Source organism: Psychrobacter sp. I-STPA10, assembly GCF_021012795.1.
GTDB lineage: Bacteria > Pseudomonadota > Gammaproteobacteria > Pseudomonadales > Moraxellaceae > Psychrobacter.
The window spans coordinates 163,572-186,528 of the sequence record NZ_VFYU01000018.1 but is presented as its reverse complement, the minus strand read 5'-3'; the positions used below and the strand labels follow the sequence as shown (position 1 = coordinate 186,528).

Genomic DNA, 22,957 nt, shown 5'->3' with positions numbered 1-22,957 from the left:
ATTTTAACACTAATATAGAAGGTAGCCGTCGCTATGGCCTTTGTTGTTACTGATAATTGCATCCGCTGCAAATACACCGACTGTGTGGAAGTCTGCCCTGTAGACTGTTTTTATGAAGGACCTAACTTTTTGGTCATCCATCCTGATGAGTGTATCGACTGTGCTTTATGTGAGCCAGAATGTCCCGCCAATGCAATTTTCTCTGAAGACGAAGTGCCTGCTGGCCAAGAGGTGTTTATCGAGCTCAACGCTGAGCTTGCTGAACAGTGGGATAACATTACCGAAATGAGAGAACCCCTACCTGACCACAAAGAATGGGACGGCGTTGAAGGTAAATTGCAGTATTTGGAGAAGTAGAGATTTTTTATAATTTAGAGTATGAACATTTTATGAGTATATTGACATAATGCATGTCTTTTATTACTAAACTTTGCTTTCATCAGGTATGATAGTTATTTGTTAATTTATTTTTAGTTACTCTTAAAAAAAACAAACTTATTCTGACTCCACCATGCTAATACTCAGTTATGGTGGGTTAGACAGTTTTTAATTAATAGCAGGCTTTAGGAAGATACCGATCATCTATCGTACCACTATTACAACTCCAAGTTGCAGCACCATCATTTGTATTAAACACAATAGTTTGTCCTGACGCCCTACCTGTTGTCATGGTCATAGTTAAACTTGCTTGAGGATAGGTACCTACAACTACGGGGCTCATAGTAGAATATTTGCCGACTAAAGTGACATTAATCTCTCCTATACCAGCAGGTGTACTATTATCTACTAAGGCTGTTGGCCATGCTGCATGATTCCATCCATATTCACCCAAGATTGCTTTCATACCTGCGCCAAGATTTATTGCTTCTGATACATGTGCTCTTGTGATATAATCCATATAAGCAGGTATTGCAATGGCGGCTAAAATACCAATAATAAAAATTACCATCATCAATTCTATTAATGTAAAACCTTTTTGCAATATCTTCATAACTTTAACTTCCAACTTACTATTAAACCTTATCAAGGACGTAAACTAACTACATCCAAGTTTTGTCCATTATCTACAAATATCACCATATCTTCTAATATAGTTTTTAGTTACTTGTTTTTGAGAGCCTTGTTAGTAATTAGTTTAGATTCCCTACATACACAGTTTCCCTTAATTAACTATACCACACTTAGCTTCTATTCTTAACATATTAGACTCAAATAATAAAAAAACCTCATCTATCAGAAACTTTAGTATGTGTATCATTAAATTTTATAAAAAATCCTTTATGTAATATAAAAGGATAACTAGATTTCTTCAGGATCGGAAGGTCTGCTAAAGAGTCTGTATACACAAAACTATCAATCCAACAATCTCTTCCAAATCTATTCTCAATACGATAAACTTTTTCATCCCCAAAACAATTATTACCCACAAAATTTCCAGTTAACAAACCATCTTTTGTTTGCAATTTAGTTCCAATCACATAATCAAAGCCTTGTTTCTCAGCCCATGGTTGTAAATAAACCTCTAAAGAAGCACTAACTAAAACACAAATATACCCTTTTTTTTGATGGTACCTTAATTTTTCAATACCTTCTTTTCTTAAAATTTTCACAACCAATTTTTCTGAAAAAAAAATACTTTTATCATATAACCAATTGATTTTCTTATCCTTAACGAAAGAACTTATTAATTTCTCTTTTGCAGTATAGTTTGGAATAATCTTAAGAAAATATCCTATTAATATTGGAGATAATAAAAATATCTTAATTAAAAACAATATATCATTATTAATTAAATATCTTAAAAAAAATAATAAACTATCTTTTTTAGTTAATGTACCATCGAAATCAAAAAAAGCATATTTATCACTCATAAACTTAATCTCTTAAATATTTTTTCTGGTATAACTTTGATTATTAACATAATCCATTGCCAAAACCAAGGTATATATACGATATCTTTTTTCTTTTTTAAGGCTTTGATAATACTTCTTGCCACACTATCTGGTTGGGCCCATAAGATACCTTTATTCTGTATATCTTTTGTCATCTCTGTATCAACAAACCCTGGCTTCACTGTCATAACATGAATATTTTGATTGACAAGTCTATTTCTTAATCCTTGTAAAAATATACTTAACATTCCTTTCGAACATCCATACACATAATTACTTTGTCGTCCCCTATCACCTGCTACAGAACTCAATACAACTATACTTCCTCTTTCTTGTTCTAATAAAACATTTGTTACTATGGTGATTAAATGAATCACATTAGTAGCATTTGTGTTTATACAATCTATAACATATGCTGGTTCTTTAATAACTTTATCATGTTCAGGTAAGACTCCTTGAGCCATAAATACTACATCTATCTCTCCTAAAAAATCTAAAGCTCTATATATAATATTTTCATGTTCTTCTATTCTATTTAAATCAATAACTTCCCCCCCTATATTCTGACTAATATCCTTTCTTACGTTCAAATCTTTAATAAGAGCTTCATGTTTATTAATATTTCTACTTACGCAATATACAGAGCAACCTTCTGTAATTAGTATTTTAATAATTTCCTGAGCAATTCCTGAAGTTGCACCAAACACTAATGCTCTCTTATAAATTACCATTAACTCGCCTCCAAAAATAAGAAGAAAATTGTGGATCTACAAATTTTTCAAAACTTCTCCACAATGGATACCCTGCTCTAAAGGTCTCTACTGACATTCTACAATCCTTAGCAGGATAAACTCTGCCAGAAGCTTCTAATACAATACTATCCAATTCCTGAAATAGCTTTAATGTTTTTTCTCCTAAGTTTGGAAAATCTAATGCTAATGTTGCTCCATGTTTAGGAAATGACAATAAGCCTATTGACTCTTTTTCACCGAAAACTTTTAGTACTGATAAAAAAGACCCTTGATTACTATTTCTTATTTTTTTCATTATTTCATATATAGCATATTGAGCAGAATGCATAGGTATTACACATTGGTATTGGAAAAAACCCTTTTTTCCGTAAATACGATTCCAATTTAAAATATTATCTAAAGGATAAAAAAATTGATCATAATATACAAGCTTACCAAAGGTAGCTGTAGGTTTATTATAGTAAAGCTTATTAAAAGCAAAAAGAGATAACTGGTTTATAAGAGAGAAAGGGGGAGTAACAGGAAAGCTAATTTTTCTAGAATTTTTGATATTTTTATACGGGAAGCTTTGAGTAGCTGCATGTTGACCTACATATAAGATACCCCTACCTAAAGATCTCTTATTTGCAGAAAAATCAATCCAAGCAACTGAATACTCCCAAATATCCTCCATAGCTTTATTTAAGTACCAAAACTCATCTAAATTTTGAAATCGATAACTACTAGTCCATATTAATGGATTATTAATACGAGTTAACTTAATAGATACCCATGTAATTAATCCTGTTAAACCTAATCCACCTATTGTAGCGTTGAAATATTCACTATTATCATGTGGAGTACAAATTATTCTTGTGCCATCGGATTTTAGTAATTCAAAAGCAATAACATGATGCCCAAAACTTCCAACTTTATGGTGATTTTTACCATGCACATCATTCGCTACTGCTCCACCTAGAGTAACAAATTTAGTACCAGGTGTTACTGTTAAAAACCATCCTTTGGGAACAATAACACTTAGAATTTCTTCTAATGTAACTCCAGCTTCTGCTGTAAAAATCCCTTCCTTATCATTAAAATCTATAAACTTATTTAGACCTCTTGCTTGGATAATAGTACCAACATTATTCAGACATACATCACCATAACTTCTACCATTTCCATAAATGGTATAAGGGGCAATATTTTTTTTAAAAACTTCTGAAGTAATATCATTAACTTTAATACTACTTTCAATGTTTAAATTTGGAATCCTATTCCAAGAATATATTTGATTCATTTTTATTTATAGATAGTTTAAAGAAAACAATCAACAAAGAAAGAATACCAATCAAAACAGCAAACCATAACGTTACAACTCTAATAAACAAAGTCACCGCGATGGCTATTGGTTGATTTATATTATTTAATGTTAAAATAGTGACCATTGTTGCTTCTGTACTACCTAATCCTCCAGGTAAAAAACTTAATGCGCCAATTAACATAGAGATAGCATAAGTGAATATTGCATAATCTATTTTAACAGATAAAGACAACAAATCTAAAACGAAATACAATGCATATGCTTCAGATCCCCAAGCTAAAACACTTAATACTAAATTAAGTGAAAAAACCCCCACTGTATTAATACGTCTAACACTAATACCTATTTCTAAAACCCTCCGTAGAAAAAAAGCCACCTTATTATCATAAGTACATACAAATTCTAAAAAAAACTCTAACACTCCTTTTTTTAAAATAAATAATGCAAAAATAACAATAAAGAAAAAAGAAAAAATAATAAAATATTTATATGTTACAAATAAGTTAATACCAACTATAGCTAATAAAAAAATTGCTAAAAAATCATAAAACCTTTCATTAATCAAAAGAGCTAAGGAATTAGTATATGAAACATCATACTGCTTTTTTAAAAAATAACTTCTAATAGCTTCTCCAGATTTTCCAGGTGTAGTGGTTAATGCAAAACCACTTAAATATATACCCAGACTATTTATTAAAGGAACTTTATATCCTTGCACTCCAAGACAAATTTGCCATCTGATAAAACGTAAAATATAGTTAAATAAAGATAATAAAAGTGCTACGATAAGACCTACAAAACCAATATCTTCTATAACTTTTATAAAATCATGCCAACCACTCCAAAATGCTAATAACATATATCCAATAAACGCAATAACTATTGAATAAATTAAAAAACTTATATATTTTCTATAGTTAGGTTTGATATTATTAACCATGATATAAAATCCAAAAAGTTAAAACCAACCATAAAAAAGAGTTTATTAACAAGTGCCAATCTTTTAAAATATCTTTTGCTGTATCATTGCCAGAATTTTCTTTATGTAATAAATAAATATATCTAAAAATACCATAAATTACAAAAGGCAAAGTATATATCAGATATCCAGTATTATGTATCTCTATTGTCTTATCAGATACTGTATAAAGTCCATAACTAATGATAACAGCAGCAGCAGTAATACTAATAAATTGATCTAAAGTTTCAAGCTTATAATCTTTCAGTACAGCTCTAGTTATAGAGGAACCATCTTGAATAATCATAGGTGACATGGTATTAAGCTCTGACCATCTCTTACAAAATCCAAGAAATAAAGTTAACATTAAACCACATAGTAATAACCATTCAGAAGGTTCAATTCCCAAACCTACAGTGCCAGCTAGGATTCTAAGCATAAAACCAAAAGATATGATAAATACATCAATAATTACTACTCTCTTTAGATATAAAGTATAAAAAATATTAATGATAAGATAACTTATAACTAACACTAAAGATAAAATACTGACGATACTTGATAAGAGTATAGATAATACAACTAATATAATAGCTACTACATAAGCTGTTTTCTTAGATATGGCACCACTTGCAAGTGGTCTATTTTTTTTTGTTTTATGCTTCCTATCAGACTCAATATCACCAATATCATTAAGAATATAAACTGTACTTGCCATACAACAAAAACTTAAAAACAAGAAAATGGAGTCTATAATAAAATCATAACTCCATAAATGAGAAAATATAACACCTATAAAAACAAATGTATTTTTGATATATTGATGAGGTCTTAGCAAACGGATCAAGCTGAATATGGTTTTCATATATACACCAATACATAAAAGTTCATACTTAAATCTAAATATTATTATATTATTTAAAATAATCTAAATATTTATTATTCTTACATACTTCAATTTCAAAATTATCTTTAGAACAATATAAATTAACTACATTTATTGATTGTTGTTTATACTTATCACCTTTAGGGAAATTTTGTAATTTCAATTCATCTGAAATTTCTTTAGCTTCTTCCTGCCTATTAAGTATCAATAAAGTAGCCACTCTATATTGTAATAGTGGGTATTTTTCTCCTTCTCGTAAGTAGAACTCTGCAATTTGGTTTTGCTTTAAAGCCTCTTGAGGATTATCCTTAAATATTAACATCGCACCACTATAGTCAGAATATATACCAGAAATCATTCTAGCAGATAATTGAAAACTATTCATTTTTAATTTTCCATCTGCCATATTATGAAATTTTGGTAAAACTTGAATTAAGCCTTCAAGGTAGTTTAAGCTCTCTGGATCTTTATCTTTTAATAAATAATTAGCATATAGTATTTGTGTTCCAGGTGAGAAGCCTTCATCAGATTTTTTAATTTTTTCAAACTCTTCAGTCAATATATCATCTCTATCATATTGAGATGCTGATAACAAATAATTATATCTCATTACTTCATTATCTGGATAAGACTGATATGTCCAATACCACAAGCTTAACTCATTCATCCAAAATGGAATAACTGAATATAGGGTTACGATACAATAGAAAAACCAAGAACAAATCGCTATTATAGACAGATATTTTTTTAAGTTTTGTTTTAGATTTAATTTATTAAATATTTTAGAGTACGGGATTAATGAGAACATCATACAGCTAAATGCTAACTGTAATGTCATAAATCTTTCATGAAATAAGTTATCCATGATTGATAATGGTATGAAATGAAGAACCAAACTAATTGATAATAAAGAGCAAACAAACAAAATACCAACTACATTTCTTTTTAATAATCCTACAACACTTAAAAAAGCAACTATAAAAAAAATAATGATAGATGATACTTTTGATACTAATGATGTTAAATCTAAACTATTAATTGGATGAATTGGGTTTAAAATTCGGAAAGGATAGACTGTCTCAAGTATATAATATTTAAGTGTTTGAAATGGTTTTAGTTGATTAATAATAATTTCATTAACATAATAGGAGGTAAACTTACTATGATATAGTGAATCCATAGAGTATATTCTAATAATAAAGTAAAATCCGGTAATAACTACTAATAACAACCATAACAACTTATTACTTACAATACTAGCTTTGATACTTTTAACAAAAGATGATTCAGGGTTAAGTGGCTTTATAATAGAAAATAGCAATAGTAATACTGGTAGAATAATACCTAACTCTTTCGAAAACAGTGCGAGCAAATAACAAACGCCAATCAAAAAAACTTTAAAAGTACTTTTTTTGCTAAGAAATAAACTTATTGCAAGTAGGCAAAATAAAGTTACCATTTGGTCAAACCGACCTGATACCCATGCCGTAGTCTCTAATGTGGCTGGATGAAATAAATATAATGCGCTTGCAAATAATCCTATCCAATTTGCTCTATGATAAGCATTTAGCTTAGCAAGTTTTGTTGCGATTATTCCAACTAATAAACTATTTAAAAAGAATATAATTAAATTTATAGAGTGAGAGATAACCGTATTTTGACCAAATATATGAAACTCAACAAACCAAGATAAAGTCACTAAAGGACGTAAATAAGTGGTACCAGGCAATATTGGTTCGCTTAATATCTCCCAAGTTAACTTATCACCCACCAGGTTTCCATTGGTAACAAAAATTAGAGTATCATCCCATAAATACTCAGCTTTTAATAATGGTAAATATAAAATAAAAGCAAAGAAAAAAACTAAAAATGTACATGTAAAAAAATATTTATTTTTATCTAATATAAATTGTTTCAATTTATTCACTCCTATATTACACACCTAAGCATCCCATTAAAGTATATATCTAAACGTCTCCATAGATTACACTAAATATTATATATAGGCTAGATAAAAAATAAGACCCTATTTCTAGGGTCTTATTTTAAAAAATCATATTGTTAACATAAAATCGCAATCATTAGCGACATGCATTTGGACGATATTTCATATCAACAGTACCGCCAGTACAGCTCCAAGTTGCACCACCATCTGCTGTAGCAAATGTTAATGTAGAACCACTTGCGCGACCAGAAGTCATATTAACAGTGACTGTACCAGCAGGATATGCTCCACTTATAGTGTCAGTTACTGTAGAATATTTACCTGTAATAGTTGCATTCAACTGTGTTGCAGTTGGTGTTGCAGTAGGAGAAACTAATTTAGTAGGCCATCCATTCTTATCAGAACCATAGTCAGCTAATGGAGACTTCAGTCCACCACCTAAAGTTACAGCTTCAGAAACTTGTGAACGAGTAATATAATCTTGGTAAGCTGGAATAGCGATTGCAGCTAAGATACCGATAATAGCGATAACAATCATTAATTCGATTAGGGTAAAACCTTTTTGCGCTTGAGTGTTCATAATGAACTCCTTTTTTGTTAAAGCCATTATATTATGGCTTTATATGTTATGTTTTGAGTAAGCCTTTTGTTTGGCTTCAATAGTATTGATGCAGATGCTGTGCCAACTTTTTATATAATTTCCGATTTATTGTGGCAATAGGCTATAAAAGTACTATTTATTGATAAATGACAGATAAGCGGTATTTTATGAGTAATTAATGGAAACTCAGTCAAAATCCATTGCTTTATTATCCCAATAGTCCAATCTCTATTTTATTTTGTTGACAATTTTTGCTGACATTATTTGTCAACATTATATCATTGTCACTTATTGTTACCCATTTTTGTCTTCAATGTAGATATAATACGTTACTGACAATTTTTGGCACTAAATGGCTGACAATAAAAAACCAATCAAATGATTGGTTTTTTATTGTGAATAATATTAATAGAAAAAAACTTTAATCACGCCATTCATTACCTGTACCACATTTCTTGTGACTAGAATCAATAATTCGACATTTTGTGCCAGCATAATTTAAGGTTAAGTTACCATCACCTTGCATTTGTCCTGATTTAGTAGTAGCAGTGATTGTCCATTTTGCAGTCAAAGGAGAGGGCGTTATTGTGACAGTATATAAAGCTGTTCCTTGTTTGGGATAGTCACCAGTTAATCCACTCACACTAACAGCGCTATATTGTCCTTGTGCTAGCTTTCCACTCTCTATTTGACTGGCAATATTTTGCATTTCACTCATCATATCACCACGCTTTGTTTTGATGACATAATGTTGATAACTAGGATAGGCAATAGCAGCTAGTATGGCAATAATTGCAACGACAACCATAACTTCAATTAAAGTAAAACCTTTTTGTGAAATAAGTTTTTTCATTACCATGACTCCACAGCAGTTGTTCCACAGCTAGAAATATCAATTCCACTCGCCTTACTTTGACAACGTACTCCTGTACTATCCATTCTTATTTTATATCCACTACTCGCTGGACCATCAGCTCTAGGTTCAGCCAACATTTTCCAAGATCGCCCTACTGCTGTCGTGTCTGTCAAACTTTTACCACTACTATCAACTAGGATTATCTTATAGCGATGATTATTAGCATCACTGCCCAATGGCACATACACAGTCTTTTTAGCTGCATCGCTATAACCAAACTTTGGTTCACCATTTGTATCTACGCCATTTTGAGGATAGAAACCTTTATAGCTGAGCGCAGAAGACCGCCAACGCTCTAGCTGTATTTCTAACTGCTGCATCTGCGCCTTGGTTTCATCCTCTGTATTTTTTATCACATAGCGACGATAGCTTGGTATAGCAATAGCAGCAAGGATAGCAATGATAACTATCACTACCATCAACTCAATTAAAGTAAACCCAAATTGTTTATGGTATTTAGCATGTAATTGCCTATGTTTATAGTATTTATATATGGTGGAATTCAGATTAAGGTTCATGTCTATGATCCTCCACTACTACTACCACCTGAGGTGCCTGAACCTGAAGAACTACTACTAGAGCTGCTTTCTTCTATTGGTCTACGCTCAAACCATTCATTTGGTATTAGATTATACAAACTATAAAAAGCATCTTTCACAGCTGCTAGAACACCTGTAGCACCACCAGTAGAGGATTGAACTTGCTCTGGAGTAATAAGATGTGCTCTATTTGTACCCTCACCAGATGCTATGTTTATTGCACTAATACCACTACCCAAAATATATGTTTGACCACGTTTATACTGTACTACACTCTCTCCAGCCGCATTTTTTGTAGTACTACTACAAACACCAAATGGTAAGCAATACTCATGAGCTTCTGTTACTCCTGTTGGTACTGGTGAACATGCATTTGATGAAGGAATATATGCCATACGATTATAAACAGGAACATATAATCTACCTGCTCTTAATGTTGGTTGGCTAATGACTTTAAGATAGTTAATATTATCGCCAATAGCATCTTTATTATCTGTAGGTGATGTGACAGATTTAATAATAGATGTCCCTGCTGAACTTGCTCCACTAAAGTAAGTTAAATCATCATACCAACCATATTTACTACCTGTTCGGATATTATTTTTTTGATCATTAGTTAATCCCGTTTTTGAGTCTGACCAGTCCATTTTCTCTAACTGCGATAAGGTAACACCTTCTTTATTACTATTTCTTAAAGTCAAATCTGTATCTGCTATTGTTAAGATATTATCTTTTGTAACATCAACATCCCAAATAGCAATTACTTTATTTGGTGTTTCTGTCGCTTGACGATCAGACAATTTAGACAATGGATTGTTTCTATCTCCTGATACCACAGTAACAACTTCAAATAACTGACCACCACGTCCTACCGAATTATTGTTTGCATCTACATTATAAGAACTAGGTACTGGGCGTTGGAAGAAGCGTAGAGCAGGTTTTCCTGCTTCAGAAGTATCTAAAATTCTGACGACTCGTTTTGCCCACAGGCTTTCACTACCACCACTCGTTTTTTCGTTATAGCCTTTTGTTCCATCAAGATCAATACGGAATACCTGTCCACCTAAGTCTGCAAAATAGATAATATCTGCATAATCATCATCATCAGCATAAACGACACTAACTTCACCAACGACACTATGCTTCATATTGGTGTTAGTGGCTGTCCATAGTAAATCTCCATTGTCAGGATCTAACATATATACAGCGCTACCTTTCGCTTTTGCTTTCGTTTTGCCTTGCGTACTATCTAAGCACTGAGCTCCTAATCCTTTATCTTTAATTTCCTTAATTAAGGCCGCATCAGTGCTATCTAACATAAATGAAGGAATGTCATAACACTTATCATAACCACCAGAGACAAATAACACCTCTTTTGGCTTCATTTTGCCATCACTTTCTTTTACTTGCACTTTTGCAGCGACAGGTTTTGACCAAGTTCTACCTAAATCTGAAAAACCTGATGTATGCGAGTCAATATGGAATAGAATAGACGGACTAGAAGTATTAGTAATATTAAGCCCATACAGTCCTTCACCACCACGTCCTAGTCCACCATATGCTTTGATAGCAGAGGGAGTAACTGTAGTTTTTCCACTAGTGTTATCATAGCTTCGAGTATATGCAGTAGTTATGTACCATGGTGCATCCACACCAAAAGCAACATTACCAACATTATTTGGCTCACCACTTGCTGAATGTACACTACCTTCTTTAAGTGCAGCTATCTGATGGTCATCTTTCATAACAACATTAGGAATAAATGCCCAGTTTTCTTGGCCTGTGCTTGCATCCACTAAATGCAATGCCCCATCCATAGAGCCGTATAATATTTTATAACTGTCTGTAACTATAGGTGCTGCCCCTGCTGTAGAAGAAGGCGTAGAAGTATACTGATACAATATTTCTTGAGGTTTGCTATTATTTGTACCACCAAGTATTTTTACAGAACTGCTTGGTGCATAGTCAGTAATATTATCCATTGGCTTAACAACACCATCATAACCACCACCACTTGCATAATCTGACGCAGCGATCGGGGCAGATACATTATTTCCGCTAATGGCAACAGTTCTATCTGGAGAAAATACAGGTACTTTATCATAGCCTAAAAAATTCAATAGATAGTGTTGACGCTGCAGATTATAACCTAAATCCTGAATACCTGTTGGAGAGGTAACATTCACTGCAATTTTGGCTATATTTCCGTTTGTTGACTTCTCTACATAAACTGTACGTAAAGAAGATAAATTAGTTGCATCTGGACCAACAAGTTTCGCATACATACCACCAGATCTAATATTACCCCCATCTGCTGTGGCTGTCTTATTCCATAAACCAAAACTATTAGTATTTACTTGGCCATTCAATCCACTATAAAGTGGTTTATCCTTAGCATCAAAGAGAGTACCATTTTTAATATTATATTTTTTTAGGTTTCCTGACCAAAGTAAGTTAGAACTACCTGGACGAGGTAGCATCATTGGTAAATAAGCAAAGCTTCGGTTATCTGTACTATTGGTCGGATCAATGGCAATACTAGGCCCCTCTCCTGCTTGAGGATTATATTGACCTTTTAGTTTATTAGCAAAAGCAACAAAGCTATCTGCAATTTGTTCAGACGTTTCAACAGCAGTAAAACCTCCTTCTCCATAACCACTACCTTCATTCCCCCAATGAAACGCTTTACATTTACCAGAAAGTTCTATTGGATTACCATTTTCATCCTTTTTAATGGCACAATTGGTACTATTCGCTCCCTTAAAGTCTGTACCAAACCCTACTAGTGCTGTTAAGATTTTACCTTTTGATAAAGTAGAGTTATTTAATGCTTTAGCGTAAGCTCCTATACAAGTCCAGCCATTAAATTCTATTGACTTTGTTGTACTACCACCTTTAGTTATTATATTATCTGTAAAGCCTCCTCCACACGAATTGCTAACTTTGATACTTGAATCATTCATTAGACTTGTATTCATTAAGGATATAGGAGATTTACCAAAGGTAGGCTCTGGCACTCCCTTTTTACTATATGCATTATCTGGAATACCATCTGTCAAGTAATAAATACCATTTGCACCACACTGAGGACCTGATGGGATAGGAGATTTATATCTTGTATTATCAAAGGCTGAATCTTTAGTATCAGCTGATGAATAGGCAAATCCACTATATGGACTCTCAGGCCATTCATCACCTCTACGTACCCAAATATCCTTTGTATTTTCAGTAGCATATGTCCCTTGGGAAGCTCCAGACCATTTAGTATCATAATTAACATCTGTCAGCTTAATGGCACCTGGGATACTACTCAAGTCAGCTTCATTATTAACAGCCTCCCAACCTTGACAACCATATATTTTATATGTTTTACCAGTATTTGTATTAGTAATGCTACTAATATCATTCACATTATTTACACACTTTAAATAAGGTCTATCTGCTGGATAGCGTCGAATTCCTAAAATTTGGTAACGCTCTTCTTTAATAATATCAGTTGTCTTAGTACCCAACATGTAAGCTCCAGCTTCTGCATATGAATGAGCTATGGGTGTAAGTCCAGATGTACGAAGTTTTGCTATTTCTGTAATTAATAAGCTTCGATGATTTTTACCAGCAACTGTATCATTTACAGGACCAGCTGGTACTAATATATTGCCTATACTACCATTACTGTTATATGATGGATAATGCCCCATTGCAACTTGGAACCCACCATTCTTAATAGCCTCAAGCACTTTCACTTCAATGTTATCGGTAGACTCTATTTTATCAGCTAATAAACTAATCATCGCAAGTTGCAATCGACCTAACCGAGTATAATAGTAATTGCTTCCTACCTTACACCCCTCTATTTGAAATTTAATGTCAGATTTACCATCAATCTTAGCAGTAAAATCAAATAACTGAATATAACCTGATGCTGCAGAAAGTCCAGTGAAAGTACCACCATTTACATCTAATGCATTAGGTAAATCACAATTAGAACTAGGGTAATCTCTTGTAATACTATTTAGACCTAATTGATCCCATGTATTCATTTTTATTTTATTAACTGGTCTTGCTGGTGGAACTATATTAGTTCCTTGCTTATTTGCTGCGATTTGGGAATCTTCAGTATGGTGTGGTGGTAATAAACTAGCTCCAGACTGAAAAGTCAAAGGCCCACCCATACTACCTGAAGTATCAAGCATCATAGTAATGATTGGACCTTTACCTTGAATGGTGGGACTAGACTGTTCATAAATATCCAACTCAGAAGCCTGAGCTGCCAAACTTAATAAAGATAATGGCAATATTCCCAACGTACCATAAAACATTGCTTGAGCAAATGATTGTCGTGGTATGTTTATGGTTTGACACAACACCTGTCGTAAGCTACTTACAAGACGCTTAGGCGTTGCAACGTTGGCAGAATATTGGCGAGTAGCTGCCGGTTCTACTTTGGTTTTCTGTTGACGTTTCATAAGAGCTGTCCTATTGTGTTGTACACTGTATATTATATTACGGAGATATGGCTCTGCTAATTAAATCACTATACTCCAATCAGCAGATATTTATTAAACCATTCAAAAATTAAATCATAAGAACTTTAGTTAATTAGTACTGCTAGCACCACCCGTTGTTGTTGTACTTGAAGTCGCACTAGATGCAGATGCTTCTTCAATGTTATCTTGAAATTTTGCAATATAGTTTTGAAATATATCTTTACTTGGAACTCCTAGACCTTCTAAACATGCGACAGGAGCCTTCCCTGAGTCAAGTTCAAAGCATTCATTAATATTACTATTACTTGCATTACTGTAGACAGGCAAGGTGGAAACAACTTCAACATTGATACTATAGTTTTTTGTATCTCCCTTACCTTGGTCTGTGCCTGTTGCTTTATTTGCAAACCTTCTACCACCACCCGCTGCACTCGATCCACCACGTGTAACTTGCATTTGAGCCATAGTAGTACCGCGCTCACTAGTATAATCACCATCTTCTAACACATTACAAAATGGTGCCTTCTGATTCTTATCTCTTCGTCCTGTAGAAGTGCTTAAAGTATCTTTATTATCAAATACTGCCATTTTGTTATAGTCAAATGGATTAGCAAGCTGTGGACGAAAACAAGTAATAAGCTTATGATTAGCATTTCCTTCATTAATATCATTCATGAAATAGCCAATCATACCCTTTGTTTCTGAAAATAAATCATATGTAGGATTACTAGCACCTTGTTCAAGTTTTGCATTGGGCTGTTCTGCCGAAATGAATAATACTGTATCTATTTGGCTGGCTGTTGCTAATCTTAAATCTGTACTACTATTACGTACTACTGCCACACCAACAAGCATTACTAGAATTAATACTAATAATACTACAATTAAAGTTGCACCTTGCTGATTACGATAAGTTGCCATTTTTTCTAAATCTTTATGTATATACATATGGTGCTCCTAACGGTGTGGATGGTATTTCTTTTCTAAAACTTGCTTTACTACCCAAAATTTATAAGCTTTCATATCTGGCATTACGTAATAATATAGTCGGCTCATATATACGCCGAACTGTATTAACTTTAGTTAAACCATTCCGTTTAGCTAAATTTTCTCCAAATAATGTAGGCGTATTATTTTGTGCCTGTATTGTCGGTGTATCACCTGCCAATACCAAGCCTAATTTAACACCGTATATCAACTCTCCATCCCCAGGCAATGCATTGTAGCCATTAATAGTTCTATAACCATTTTCTGTTAATAACATCACACGAAACTGCTCAACATTTGGAACAATCACCTCACCACTATCTGGTGTAGATGTACCAGTACCAAAAGCAAGGTCATTCGGGTGATATGCATCGCAAGCTAACGCATAACTAGGCTTTTCCGTTGTTCCCGTGCTTTTTAAAAAATAACGTTGTACTATTCGATCTCCTGCTGTAACATTTGCACCTTCACAATCTGACATATTTTGTGGAGCAACGAACTGGATAGTTAATTGATCTGCATTAGTAGAATAATAACCTTCATCAACACCTTGTTTGGTATATGAGCTAGCATAACTGGCTGCTTGTAGTGCTGTTGGAGCATTATCTACTGTTAAAATAATACCACCATTTCCAGTTTTCTTATTTAACTCATGACTGGCTGCTTTTAGATTAGCTAATCTAATATCATACTCTACAGCTTGTATTCCAAATACGGCACTATCCTGAACTTCAGAAGCACTACTTTGTGTAGTAGAAGTACGTTGACTAATATAAAATACCTGAAAGGCAGCAGCAGCTATTAATAACCCTAAAATTAAAGATATCATTAACTCAATTAAAGTAAATCCTTGCTGTTGCTGCATATATCTAGAGACTTCTGAAGCATGGTGCGCTTTTACTGTTTGGTAAGATATCCGCATTAGTATGTCTCCATAATTAAACAAGAAGAACCTTTATTGTAAATACCATGGCTATCCGCGCAAGCACTACTGCTTGAACCCAAAGCTGCTTCTGTATCTCCCCATGCAACTACCGCACAATAAAGTTTTTGTGCACTTGCTGTACCTGGGCATATCACCATATTAACTTTAAAGTCTTCTGCTGTTGCTCTATTTTTCACTTCTTTTGCCGCATATTTCGCCATCGTTTCTGGATTACACACAGTATCATTATCCAGACAGTTAACTACAGAAGCAGAAGAGCTATCAAAGACACTTTTCATCTCATCTAAATGATCCATATTATCTCGCATCGCTTCTGATAAGCTAGCAACGATAGAAGCTGCCCTTGAACGAACTAAACCTTCATCGGTAGCACTCACTGCCCGCATCTGCAATGCAGCAAACCCTAATACCGCAATAGCCAGCAAAAGCAAAGATACCATAACTTCAACTAAGCCGAGTCCTTGTTGATATCTATTATTCATTAGCATGACCCCGCAGATTTGATACTAATATTTACTGTCGCATCTACTTGTACTTGTCTTGCTGAGCCATTATCATCAGTAATATTATAACAAGTAGCTGTAACTTGGCGGTATGGGTTAAAAGTTATTGTTGTAGTTGGTGAAATTTGACTATTCACTTTGTATTCAGCAATTTTATTAGCTGTGTCATCACTACCATCCGCTTTTAGTGGTACAACTTGTATCGTAGTTCCTGTAATACTTACTTTGACTTTTTGTTTACGTATTAGACTTTCAGCTTTTGCAGTACTTAAAGCATTATCCAATGTTGCTGCTGTAGTTCGTATTCTTTGATCTGCCAACTGTCTACTCATACTCGGTGCAGCTATAGCAACAATAATCGCCATCACAGCAATGGTTACCAACATCTCTACTAATGTGAATCCTTGTTGTTTCACATTATTTTTCTTTAAGACTGTTAAAGGTCGATTTGGCATGGGAGCTAAAATCCTATCAATTAAATTAACTGGATTAAGATAAAACTGTTAATTTTTTTGTTATTTTTAAGAATATATAGGATAAATTATGCAATAAATATTCCAATATTGAATTTTTTCAACTATTTTTTATAAAAAACAACATTAAACTTACTATAATTATACTCTAGATTTTTAGTAAACACGAATAACAATAATTTAGTAATTATCTTAATAGATATTCTATATCAATTACAAAAAAATTATAGTACAGCTTATATTAACTGCTTCCATGTGCCAATGTATATGCTAATAGCTTAACCTGCCGATTTAGCCCCTCAAAAGGTTGTGCCAATGCTTTTAAGCTTGCACCTGTTGTTGCTACATCATCAAATAAGATAATATGTCTGACTTTTGGAGACTGAGTTAAAGCAAATGCACCTTGCACATTTAGCAAACGTGCTTCTTTACTCAATCCTTGCTGCCGACCTGTATCATGAATACGTACTGCACCTTGCCACAATGGAATTTGCCAGTGCTGTGCTAAATATTTGGCGAGTATGAATACTGGATCAAAACCCCGGTATCTTAGACGAGCAGTTGTGGTTGGCATAGGTAATATGCAACTATTTTGGGTGTGACAACCATGAGGTCTTGGAAGTTGCCGAATGGCATGTATCAATAGTGGTAATGAAGATAAATCTTCACGATACTTAAAAGCGATGATTGCTCTGCGTATACAATTTTTATAAGCAGCGGCTGAAATGATGTCTAATTGTAGGTGTGGGGTGATATTAATAGTAAATGGTTGGGGTCGCCAATGAATGTCCTGATGACAGTGCATACAAATTAACATCTGTCGTTGTTTTATCCACACACGAACAAAATTTTGCTTGCTGGCGACTTCTAGGTTGGCATAGCCATACGGTGTTTGACATAAAATACAAGTTTGCCTAACATATTGATTGAACCAAAGTCCTAATTGATAGGGTGGCAATAAAAAATGTCGTTTATTATCAATGTTAATGGCTTACAGTCCTTTCCAACCATTCAGACTAATACCCAGTCCAATGGCAGTTGTGGATTGATTATAATCAATAATGGACTCACCATACCCATGAAATAACTGTACAAACCCTTGCACATCTTTAGATAAGGGATGGGTATAATCAAGCTGTAATGCACCATTATTATGTTCAAAATTATAGCGTCCAGTCCCACTAAGTGCCCGTCCTTGTCCAAAATCATAAAGCACTTTGATATCACCATGTCCATAATAGTCGGTAATATCTGGGTTATCGCTCGGTTTATTACTATCACTGCCTTTAATATGAGCCCAAATACGTGGGATAACAGAAATATTACCCCACTCCATGCCACCCATCAGATAGAGACGATTCCATGAGCGGGATAAAGGGTCAGACTGACCATTAGAATGGTGAATCGCACCAACACCAAGCATACGCAAACGTCCATTATATGGTAGTTCTGCTTTTACTGGCTGGGTTAAGAATATCTCTGGCTCATAGTCTGTCGCTCGAAAAGGACGTGAATTGTTTTCGTTATAGACCTGCCAGTGCATCTGCTGTGTATACCCAAACCATAAATCAGCATTGGTATTAAATAAATCTTCCATTACTTTACTTTTTAATGATATTTGTGCTTTGAGCTCTAGATTACGCTGCTCATCATCATTGTAATCCACTTGTTCTTGGGTAGGTGTGCTTGGATGACGATTGGGGTTAAGAGTATAATAAGCAGGCAACACATACACAGGATTATAAGGCCTGGCTGACCAGACGCCAAGCTCACTGTTTTTATCCAAATCAAAAGCCAAACTAAGTGGCGTATAACGCCCTATCTCATCTGTTGTGACACCTACGTTTGTCAGTACTTGCATGTCCTCTTTTGATAATAATTGTGTATTGGTCAATGTTGTATCATAGTTAGCATTATCTTGTAATGCTACGGTTGCTATTGAGTCGTTAGCATCTGATAATGTTTCATCTGTTGTAGCCAAAACTACTTGTGGTTTTAATGTCTGAATACTCACTTGTAATGTCTTGGCAATGTCTAGTGGCTTTTTGACCTCTACGACTGCTGCTGTGTCTGTATGTATGACTTTATCATAGCATGCCAATCTTGCGGCATCTGTCTGAACGGTAGCACATTGAGCAAACTTATCTAAAGATTTTGTAGACAACTGAACATTGGTAGCTTGTGGATGTAGTTTGGTATTTTCTGCCTCGATACCAGCATTTACAGCCTCAGTACGCTTATGATCTGTTGTTATCTCGGCAGCATGAACGTAGCTACTGCTGATGCTCAATAGCACTGCATAGGCAGTGACACTAAGCGGAAAAGCAGTGAATGAGTATAAACGAAATAGAATCATACCTTATTCCAAAATAAGTAAATGCCTTCAGTTTAGGCATTATTAAACCATTATAGTAATACAAATTGAGTTAAATTATAAAAAATAAATCTTAATTAAGTATTTATAAAATAAAATAAATTATTAATATAAATCAGCAGGATAGCTATAAATTATGAGTGTTAAAAGATACTTTAAAATATAAAGTCAGAAAAACAATATATTTGCATTGTCAGATGATTACTGTTACCAATAACGTCTGCTATTATGCTCTATCCATCCGCAGTGATAGCGTTCTGTCAAATCATGGTGGGTTGTATGAATATAACCACCATTAGGGTCATATTCATATACACCATATAACATAACAGCATCTTGTGGCTGTAGCGTTTTGATTTTCTCTGATATATCAATATTGTGCTTAACCATCACATCAAGCTGCGGACGCTCTCCATCTAGTTGGATAATAAATGTTTGATAAGTAAAACCTTGTGTATCATGCTGATCTGCTAATAACTGAGTAACTCGTCCACACACTTTGACCTGCCTACTTGATATTTTTTGTGCAAATAATGAGGACACATTAGCGTTGTGACATGAGACAGGTTCAATTTGATAACGATGTTGTGCTGCATATTGAATATTATGTTCATTAACCAAAGAAGGTATGGTTAGAGGTTCTGCAGTCTGTATGGAGGTAGCAGTAAAGCTATCCATCGACATACCAAGAGACTTTTTTGCCATAGTCTGCTCATCACATCCGGTTATTCCGCACAAAAGCGAACATAATGTAATAAGGAAGTTGATGCTGCTATTTGTCATAGTATTTGTCTCTGTGCATACAGCAAGCTAATCTTATGTCATTTTTGTATTGATTACATCCCATAACCCCAAAAATACACCTAACGTAACCTACTTACTAATTTATCAATAAACTATCTATAAATCACCTCAAACCCATCAACTATTTTATTAACTGTAAAAATAAAAAATGCTATTGACTATTGCAATAGCACAGTGATGAATGTTTGTTATACTTTCTATATCATACTATAGGGTTTGTAGCGTTTGTTCAAATATATCCCGCTTGGTTTCGCCAACTTGCTGCACTTTTAGCTCACCATTAATATAATATAATAATGCAGGGGGCCCAAATAATTGGTAATACGCCAAAATCTCTTTTGAGCTTGCATTGGTCTCAGTGATATCAAGTTTGACTACTTGCCAATCCGTTAGTTCAGAGGGTGGGTTAGTAAATAAGGTACGATCCATAATTCGACACTCAATACACCAATCTGCTGTGACATCAACCAATACTTTATTATGGCTACTGATAATTGGACTCAGTGCTGCTAAGTTAGTGACTTTGATTGCTTGTAGTTTTTGATTTGTTGCTGCTAAATTGCCACCATCATTTGTGGCTGGGCTGTTTAATCCCGTTGTGTTTGCAGTTTGATTGAGTGATGACAATGGACGTAAATTATCATGATTACCCATCGCTGCACCTGCTATTAAGGCAATCGCCCATGTGGCAGCCACAATACTAAATGCTCGACTAAACATTTGTGCTCTTCCCTGCCATGACCACAACCACATCGCTACGACCATAAGCCATGTCCCCCATGCAACCAACATCAAGGCAGACACAAAGACCCGCTCAATCAATAATAAGGCAACGGCAAATAAGAGTAGCGCAAAGCCTTGTTTTACCCACACCATCCAAGCACCTGCTTTGGGCATAAAATTACCTTGAGTGGCACCCAATATAAGTAAGGGTGTGGTCAATCCAAGCCCCATAACAAATAAGGCTATAAAACCATAAGCAGGACTACCTATGGTTGCCACAGCGGTTAATGCACCCACTAAAGGACCAGAAACACAGGGAGAAACAACCAATGCAGATAGCAAACCTGCAATAAAACTTCCACCAAAACTACCTAGCTTACTATCTGCAGATTGACTGATGTTTTGTAATTTATGACTGATTTTACTGGGCAGTCGGACATTATAGGCTTCGAGCATATAGAGTCCCAGTAAAATAAATATGGCAGCAAAAGACAATAATATCACTGGATTTTGCAACCATCCTGTAATTCCTAATGCTTCTCCAAAAAAGCCAATAACAGCACCTAATATCCCATAAGCAACAGCAACTCCTAAAGCATAGCCTGCGGTTAACAATATGCCTTTTAGTGCAGTGGGATTATGTTGATGTGCAACGATGTTAGCAACGATGGGTATCATTGGATAGACACAAGCGGTAAAAGCCAACCCCAATCCTGCCAAAAATAATAGCCCCAATCCTGCCCATGGATGTGCTGCCAAACCAAAAGGATCTGTATTATTCAGTGTGCCACTAGGGGTAGTCTCTAATGATATTGCTGTCTGCGTCTCATCTACAACTGCTGGTATGCTCACTTGCTGATCGGCAGGCAAAGCATCGTTTTGAGTACTGGCAAAATCAGGCTGATTCAAAGCATCGCTATTTAACATGGTATCATCAAATGTACTACCTGACTCAACACCATCTGCCATGGCTGCCATCTGCGCATCACTAATAGACTCACTAAATTCTCCAGCAGGTGGATTAATGCCTGTAATGCCAGTGATGCTAGATGCCTCATTTCCAGTTAAAGCAATGCTATGATTTTGATTGGCTTGAGAATCATTGGCTTCAGCAACAGTCAATGATGGGCTATCTGGTGGTGATACTGGCTTAATCGCCGGAATAGCAGGAGACACATTGGGTAGATTTGGTGGCGATACGGCATAACGGCTACTGGGTAGCTGTGGTGCTGATGATGCAGGCGCATTTGTATTATTGGGGGGCGTTACTGTATTTTTGGCAGCACTTTTACTTTTTGCTGTTTCAGTATTGGGCTTTGCTTGAGTTGCAGCAGGTAATGACAAAGCAACTTGTTGCGTTTGTGGTGGATAACACAGTCCTGCCTTTGCACAGCCTTGCCATTTAAGAGTCATGCTTTCATTAGATATGGCTTGTGGCTGGCTATTTGTTAGGGTAGTAGTCGCCAATACTTGTGGCTGGTCAAACACTGCCACTCTACCAAAATCAGGGTCATCAACAAAATGTGCAGTTTTATTAAAATTCAATTCAGAGGCAGACACGCCTTTAGGCAACACCAAATTTAACTTATCTTTATATAGATAGTGCCCAGGTGTGATATCCATCTGTATGGTCAATTGATTTGCTTTGGTACTGGTAGTGACATTAAATGCCTGCTCTACTGGCAAGATTTTACCTTGATTACTGCTACTAGCAGCAGGACTATCAAATAAATCACTCAGCCCTGCAGCATGTGCAAATGGTAATACTGCCAAACTTATCACCAATAATGCTGATAATATAAAGGCAGGTAATCTTTTGATTGTAAAGAATAGAGGCATGTTGCACATATAATTGGACTCAACGTTTA

General features: G+C 34.7%; 20 protein-coding genes. 1 reads left to right on the top strand and 19 read right to left on the bottom strand.

The window, feature by feature from the left end; genetic code table 11:
- Nucleotides 1–33 precede the first annotated feature (33 nt).
- Nucleotides 34–357 (top strand): ferredoxin FdxA, encoded by a 324-nt coding sequence (gene fdxA / locus FHK89_RS09620; RefSeq protein ID WP_230659434.1) that lies wholly within the window; start codon nt 34–36, stop codon nt 355–357.
- Between the two features lie 193 nt (nt 358–550).
- Here fdxA and FHK89_RS09615 read toward each other — a convergent pair whose 3' ends face one another.
- The 19 genes from FHK89_RS09615 to FHK89_RS09525 form a co-directional block, all read right to left on the bottom strand.
- Nucleotides 551–991, bottom strand: coding sequence for a pilin (locus tag FHK89_RS09615; RefSeq protein ID WP_230659432.1), 441 nt, complete (start codon nt 989–991; stop codon nt 551–553).
- A gap of 235 nt (nt 992–1,226) precedes the next feature.
- Nucleotides 1,227–1,871 carry an HAD-IB family hydrolase gene (locus FHK89_RS09610; protein WP_230659430.1) on the bottom strand — a complete coding sequence of 215 codons (645 nt, stop codon included), beginning with the start codon at nt 1,869–1,871 and terminating at the stop codon, nt 1,227–1,229.
- Nucleotides 1,868–2,623 (bottom strand): SDR family NAD(P)-dependent oxidoreductase, encoded by a 756-nt coding sequence (locus tag FHK89_RS09605; RefSeq protein WP_230659428.1) that lies wholly within the window; start codon nt 2,621–2,623, stop codon nt 1,868–1,870. The genes FHK89_RS09610 and FHK89_RS09605 overlap by 4 nt, the downstream gene beginning before the upstream one ends.
- On the bottom strand, nt 2,610–3,923 hold the full coding sequence (locus tag FHK89_RS09600; protein WP_230659426.1) for an FAD-binding oxidoreductase: 1,314 nt from the start codon (nt 3,921–3,923) through the stop codon (nt 2,610–2,612). The genes FHK89_RS09605 and FHK89_RS09600 overlap by 14 nt, the downstream gene beginning before the upstream one ends.
- Nucleotides 3,898–4,887 carry a lysylphosphatidylglycerol synthase transmembrane domain-containing protein gene (locus FHK89_RS09595; RefSeq protein WP_230659424.1) on the bottom strand — a complete coding sequence of 330 codons (990 nt, stop codon included), beginning with the start codon at nt 4,885–4,887 and terminating at the stop codon, nt 3,898–3,900. The genes FHK89_RS09600 and FHK89_RS09595 overlap by 26 nt, the downstream gene beginning before the upstream one ends.
- The gene (locus FHK89_RS09590) at nt 4,880–5,770 is read right to left on the bottom strand and encodes a decaprenyl-phosphate phosphoribosyltransferase (protein ID WP_230659422.1); all 891 of its coding nucleotides are present in this window, start codon (nt 5,768–5,770) and stop codon (nt 4,880–4,882) included. The genes FHK89_RS09595 and FHK89_RS09590 overlap by 8 nt, the downstream gene beginning before the upstream one ends.
- A 49-nt stretch (nt 5,771–5,819) precedes the next feature.
- Entirely contained in the window at nt 5,820–7,709 is a 1,890-nt protein-coding gene (locus tag FHK89_RS09585) for a hypothetical protein (protein WP_230659420.1), read from the bottom strand.
- Between the two features lie 163 nt (nt 7,710–7,872).
- Nucleotides 7,873–8,316 carry a pilin gene (locus FHK89_RS09580; protein WP_230659418.1) on the bottom strand — a complete coding sequence of 148 codons (444 nt, stop codon included), beginning with the start codon at nt 8,314–8,316 and terminating at the stop codon, nt 7,873–7,875.
- Nucleotides 8,317–8,758: 442 nt separating this feature from the next.
- Complete coding sequence (locus FHK89_RS09575; RefSeq protein WP_442966575.1) at nt 8,759–9,196, bottom strand: type IV pilin protein; 438 nt, start codon at nt 9,194–9,196, stop codon at nt 8,759–8,761.
- Nucleotides 9,190–9,771: a type IV pilin protein gene (locus tag FHK89_RS14970; protein ID WP_329958703.1), complete on the bottom strand. Its 582-nt coding sequence runs from the start codon at nt 9,769–9,771 to the stop codon at nt 9,190–9,192. The genes FHK89_RS09575 and FHK89_RS14970 overlap by 7 nt, the downstream gene beginning before the upstream one ends.
- 2 nt (nt 9,772–9,773) lie before the next feature.
- On the bottom strand, nt 9,774–14,258 hold the full coding sequence (locus FHK89_RS09565) for a hypothetical protein (RefSeq protein WP_230659414.1): 4,485 nt from the start codon (nt 14,256–14,258) through the stop codon (nt 9,774–9,776).
- A 129-nt stretch (nt 14,259–14,387) separates the two neighbouring features.
- Entirely contained in the window at nt 14,388–15,227 is an 840-nt protein-coding gene (locus FHK89_RS09560; RefSeq protein ID WP_230659412.1) for a PilX N-terminal domain-containing pilus assembly protein, read from the bottom strand.
- Nucleotides 15,228–15,288: 61 nt separating this feature from the next.
- Complete coding sequence (locus FHK89_RS09555; RefSeq protein ID WP_230659410.1) at nt 15,289–16,188, bottom strand: prepilin-type N-terminal cleavage/methylation domain-containing protein; 900 nt, start codon at nt 16,186–16,188, stop codon at nt 15,289–15,291.
- Entirely contained in the window at nt 16,188–16,694 is a 507-nt protein-coding gene (pilV, locus tag FHK89_RS09550) for a type IV pilus modification protein PilV (RefSeq protein WP_268992954.1), read from the bottom strand. The genes FHK89_RS09555 and pilV overlap by 1 nt, the downstream gene beginning before the upstream one ends.
- Entirely contained in the window at nt 16,694–17,170 is a 477-nt protein-coding gene (locus FHK89_RS09545; protein WP_230659406.1) for a pilus assembly FimT family protein, read from the bottom strand. Before FHK89_RS09545 ends, pilV begins: the two co-directional genes overlap by 1 nt.
- Nucleotides 17,171–17,429: 259 nt before the next feature.
- The gene (locus tag FHK89_RS09540) at nt 17,430–18,146 is read right to left on the bottom strand and encodes a ComF family protein (protein ID WP_230659404.1); all 717 of its coding nucleotides are present in this window, start codon (nt 18,144–18,146) and stop codon (nt 17,430–17,432) included.
- A 33-nt stretch (nt 18,147–18,179) separates the two neighbouring features.
- A complete protein-coding gene (locus FHK89_RS09535; protein WP_230659403.1) occupies nt 18,180–19,544 on the bottom strand; it encodes a phospholipase A in 1,365 nt (454 codons plus the stop codon).
- 225 nt (nt 19,545–19,769) lie between these two features.
- Complete coding sequence (locus FHK89_RS09530; RefSeq protein WP_230659401.1) at nt 19,770–20,267, bottom strand: DUF3465 domain-containing protein; 498 nt, start codon at nt 20,265–20,267, stop codon at nt 19,770–19,772.
- A gap of 306 nt (nt 20,268–20,573) precedes the next feature.
- Nucleotides 20,574–22,928 (bottom strand): cytochrome c biogenesis protein CcdA, encoded by a 2,355-nt coding sequence (locus FHK89_RS09525; RefSeq protein ID WP_230659399.1) that lies wholly within the window; start codon nt 22,926–22,928, stop codon nt 20,574–20,576.
- Between the last annotated feature and the right edge of the window lie 29 nt (nt 22,929–22,957).

What these genes read in the sequence shown, in the direction of transcription:
- fdxA (WP_230659434.1), top strand. Translation starts at nt 34, where the DNA reads ATGGCCTTTGTTGTTACTGATAATTGCATCCGCTGCAAATACACCGAC.
- FHK89_RS09615 (WP_230659432.1), bottom strand. Translation starts at nt 991, where the DNA reads ATGAAGATATTGCAAAAAGGTTTTACATTAATAGAATTGATGATGGTA.
- FHK89_RS09610 (WP_230659430.1), bottom strand. Translation starts at nt 1,871, where the DNA reads ATGAGTGATAAATATGCTTTTTTTGATTTCGATGGTACATTAACTAAA.
- FHK89_RS09605 (WP_230659428.1), bottom strand. Translation starts at nt 2,623, where the DNA reads ATGGTAATTTATAAGAGAGCATTAGTGTTTGGTGCAACTTCAGGAATT.
- FHK89_RS09600 (WP_230659426.1), bottom strand. Translation starts at nt 3,923, where the DNA reads ATGAATCAAATATATTCTTGGAATAGGATTCCAAATTTAAACATTGAA.
- FHK89_RS09595 (WP_230659424.1), bottom strand. Translation starts at nt 4,887, where the DNA reads ATGGTTAATAATATCAAACCTAACTATAGAAAATATATAAGTTTTTTA.
- FHK89_RS09590 (WP_230659422.1), bottom strand. Translation starts at nt 5,770, where the DNA reads ATGAAAACCATATTCAGCTTGATCCGTTTGCTAAGACCTCATCAATAT.
- FHK89_RS09580 (WP_230659418.1), bottom strand. Translation starts at nt 8,316, where the DNA reads ATGAACACTCAAGCGCAAAAAGGTTTTACCCTAATCGAATTAATGATT.
- FHK89_RS09575 (WP_442966575.1), bottom strand. Translation starts at nt 9,196, where the DNA reads ATGGTAATGAAAAAACTTATTTCACAAAAAGGTTTTACTTTAATTGAA.
- FHK89_RS14970 (WP_329958703.1), bottom strand. Translation starts at nt 9,771, where the DNA reads ATGAACCTTAATCTGAATTCCACCATATATAAATACTATAAACATAGG.
- FHK89_RS09565 (WP_230659414.1), bottom strand. Translation starts at nt 14,258, where the DNA reads ATGAAACGTCAACAGAAAACCAAAGTAGAACCGGCAGCTACTCGCCAA.
- FHK89_RS09560 (WP_230659412.1), bottom strand. Translation starts at nt 15,227, where the DNA reads ATGTATATACATAAAGATTTAGAAAAAATGGCAACTTATCGTAATCAG.
- FHK89_RS09555 (WP_230659410.1), bottom strand. Translation starts at nt 16,188, where the DNA reads ATGCGGATATCTTACCAAACAGTAAAAGCGCACCATGCTTCAGAAGTC.
- pilV (WP_268992954.1), bottom strand. Translation starts at nt 16,694, where the DNA reads ATGAATAATAGATATCAACAAGGACTCGGCTTAGTTGAAGTTATGGTA.
- FHK89_RS09545 (WP_230659406.1), bottom strand. Translation starts at nt 17,170, where the DNA reads ATGCCAAATCGACCTTTAACAGTCTTAAAGAAAAATAATGTGAAACAA.
- FHK89_RS09535 (WP_230659403.1), bottom strand. Translation starts at nt 19,544, where the DNA reads ATGATTCTATTTCGTTTATACTCATTCACTGCTTTTCCGCTTAGTGTC.
- FHK89_RS09530 (WP_230659401.1), bottom strand. Translation starts at nt 20,267, where the DNA reads ATGGCAAAAAAGTCTCTTGGTATGTCGATGGATAGCTTTACTGCTACC.
- FHK89_RS09525 (WP_230659399.1), bottom strand. Translation starts at nt 22,928, where the DNA reads ATGCCTCTATTCTTTACAATCAAAAGATTACCTGCCTTTATATTATCA.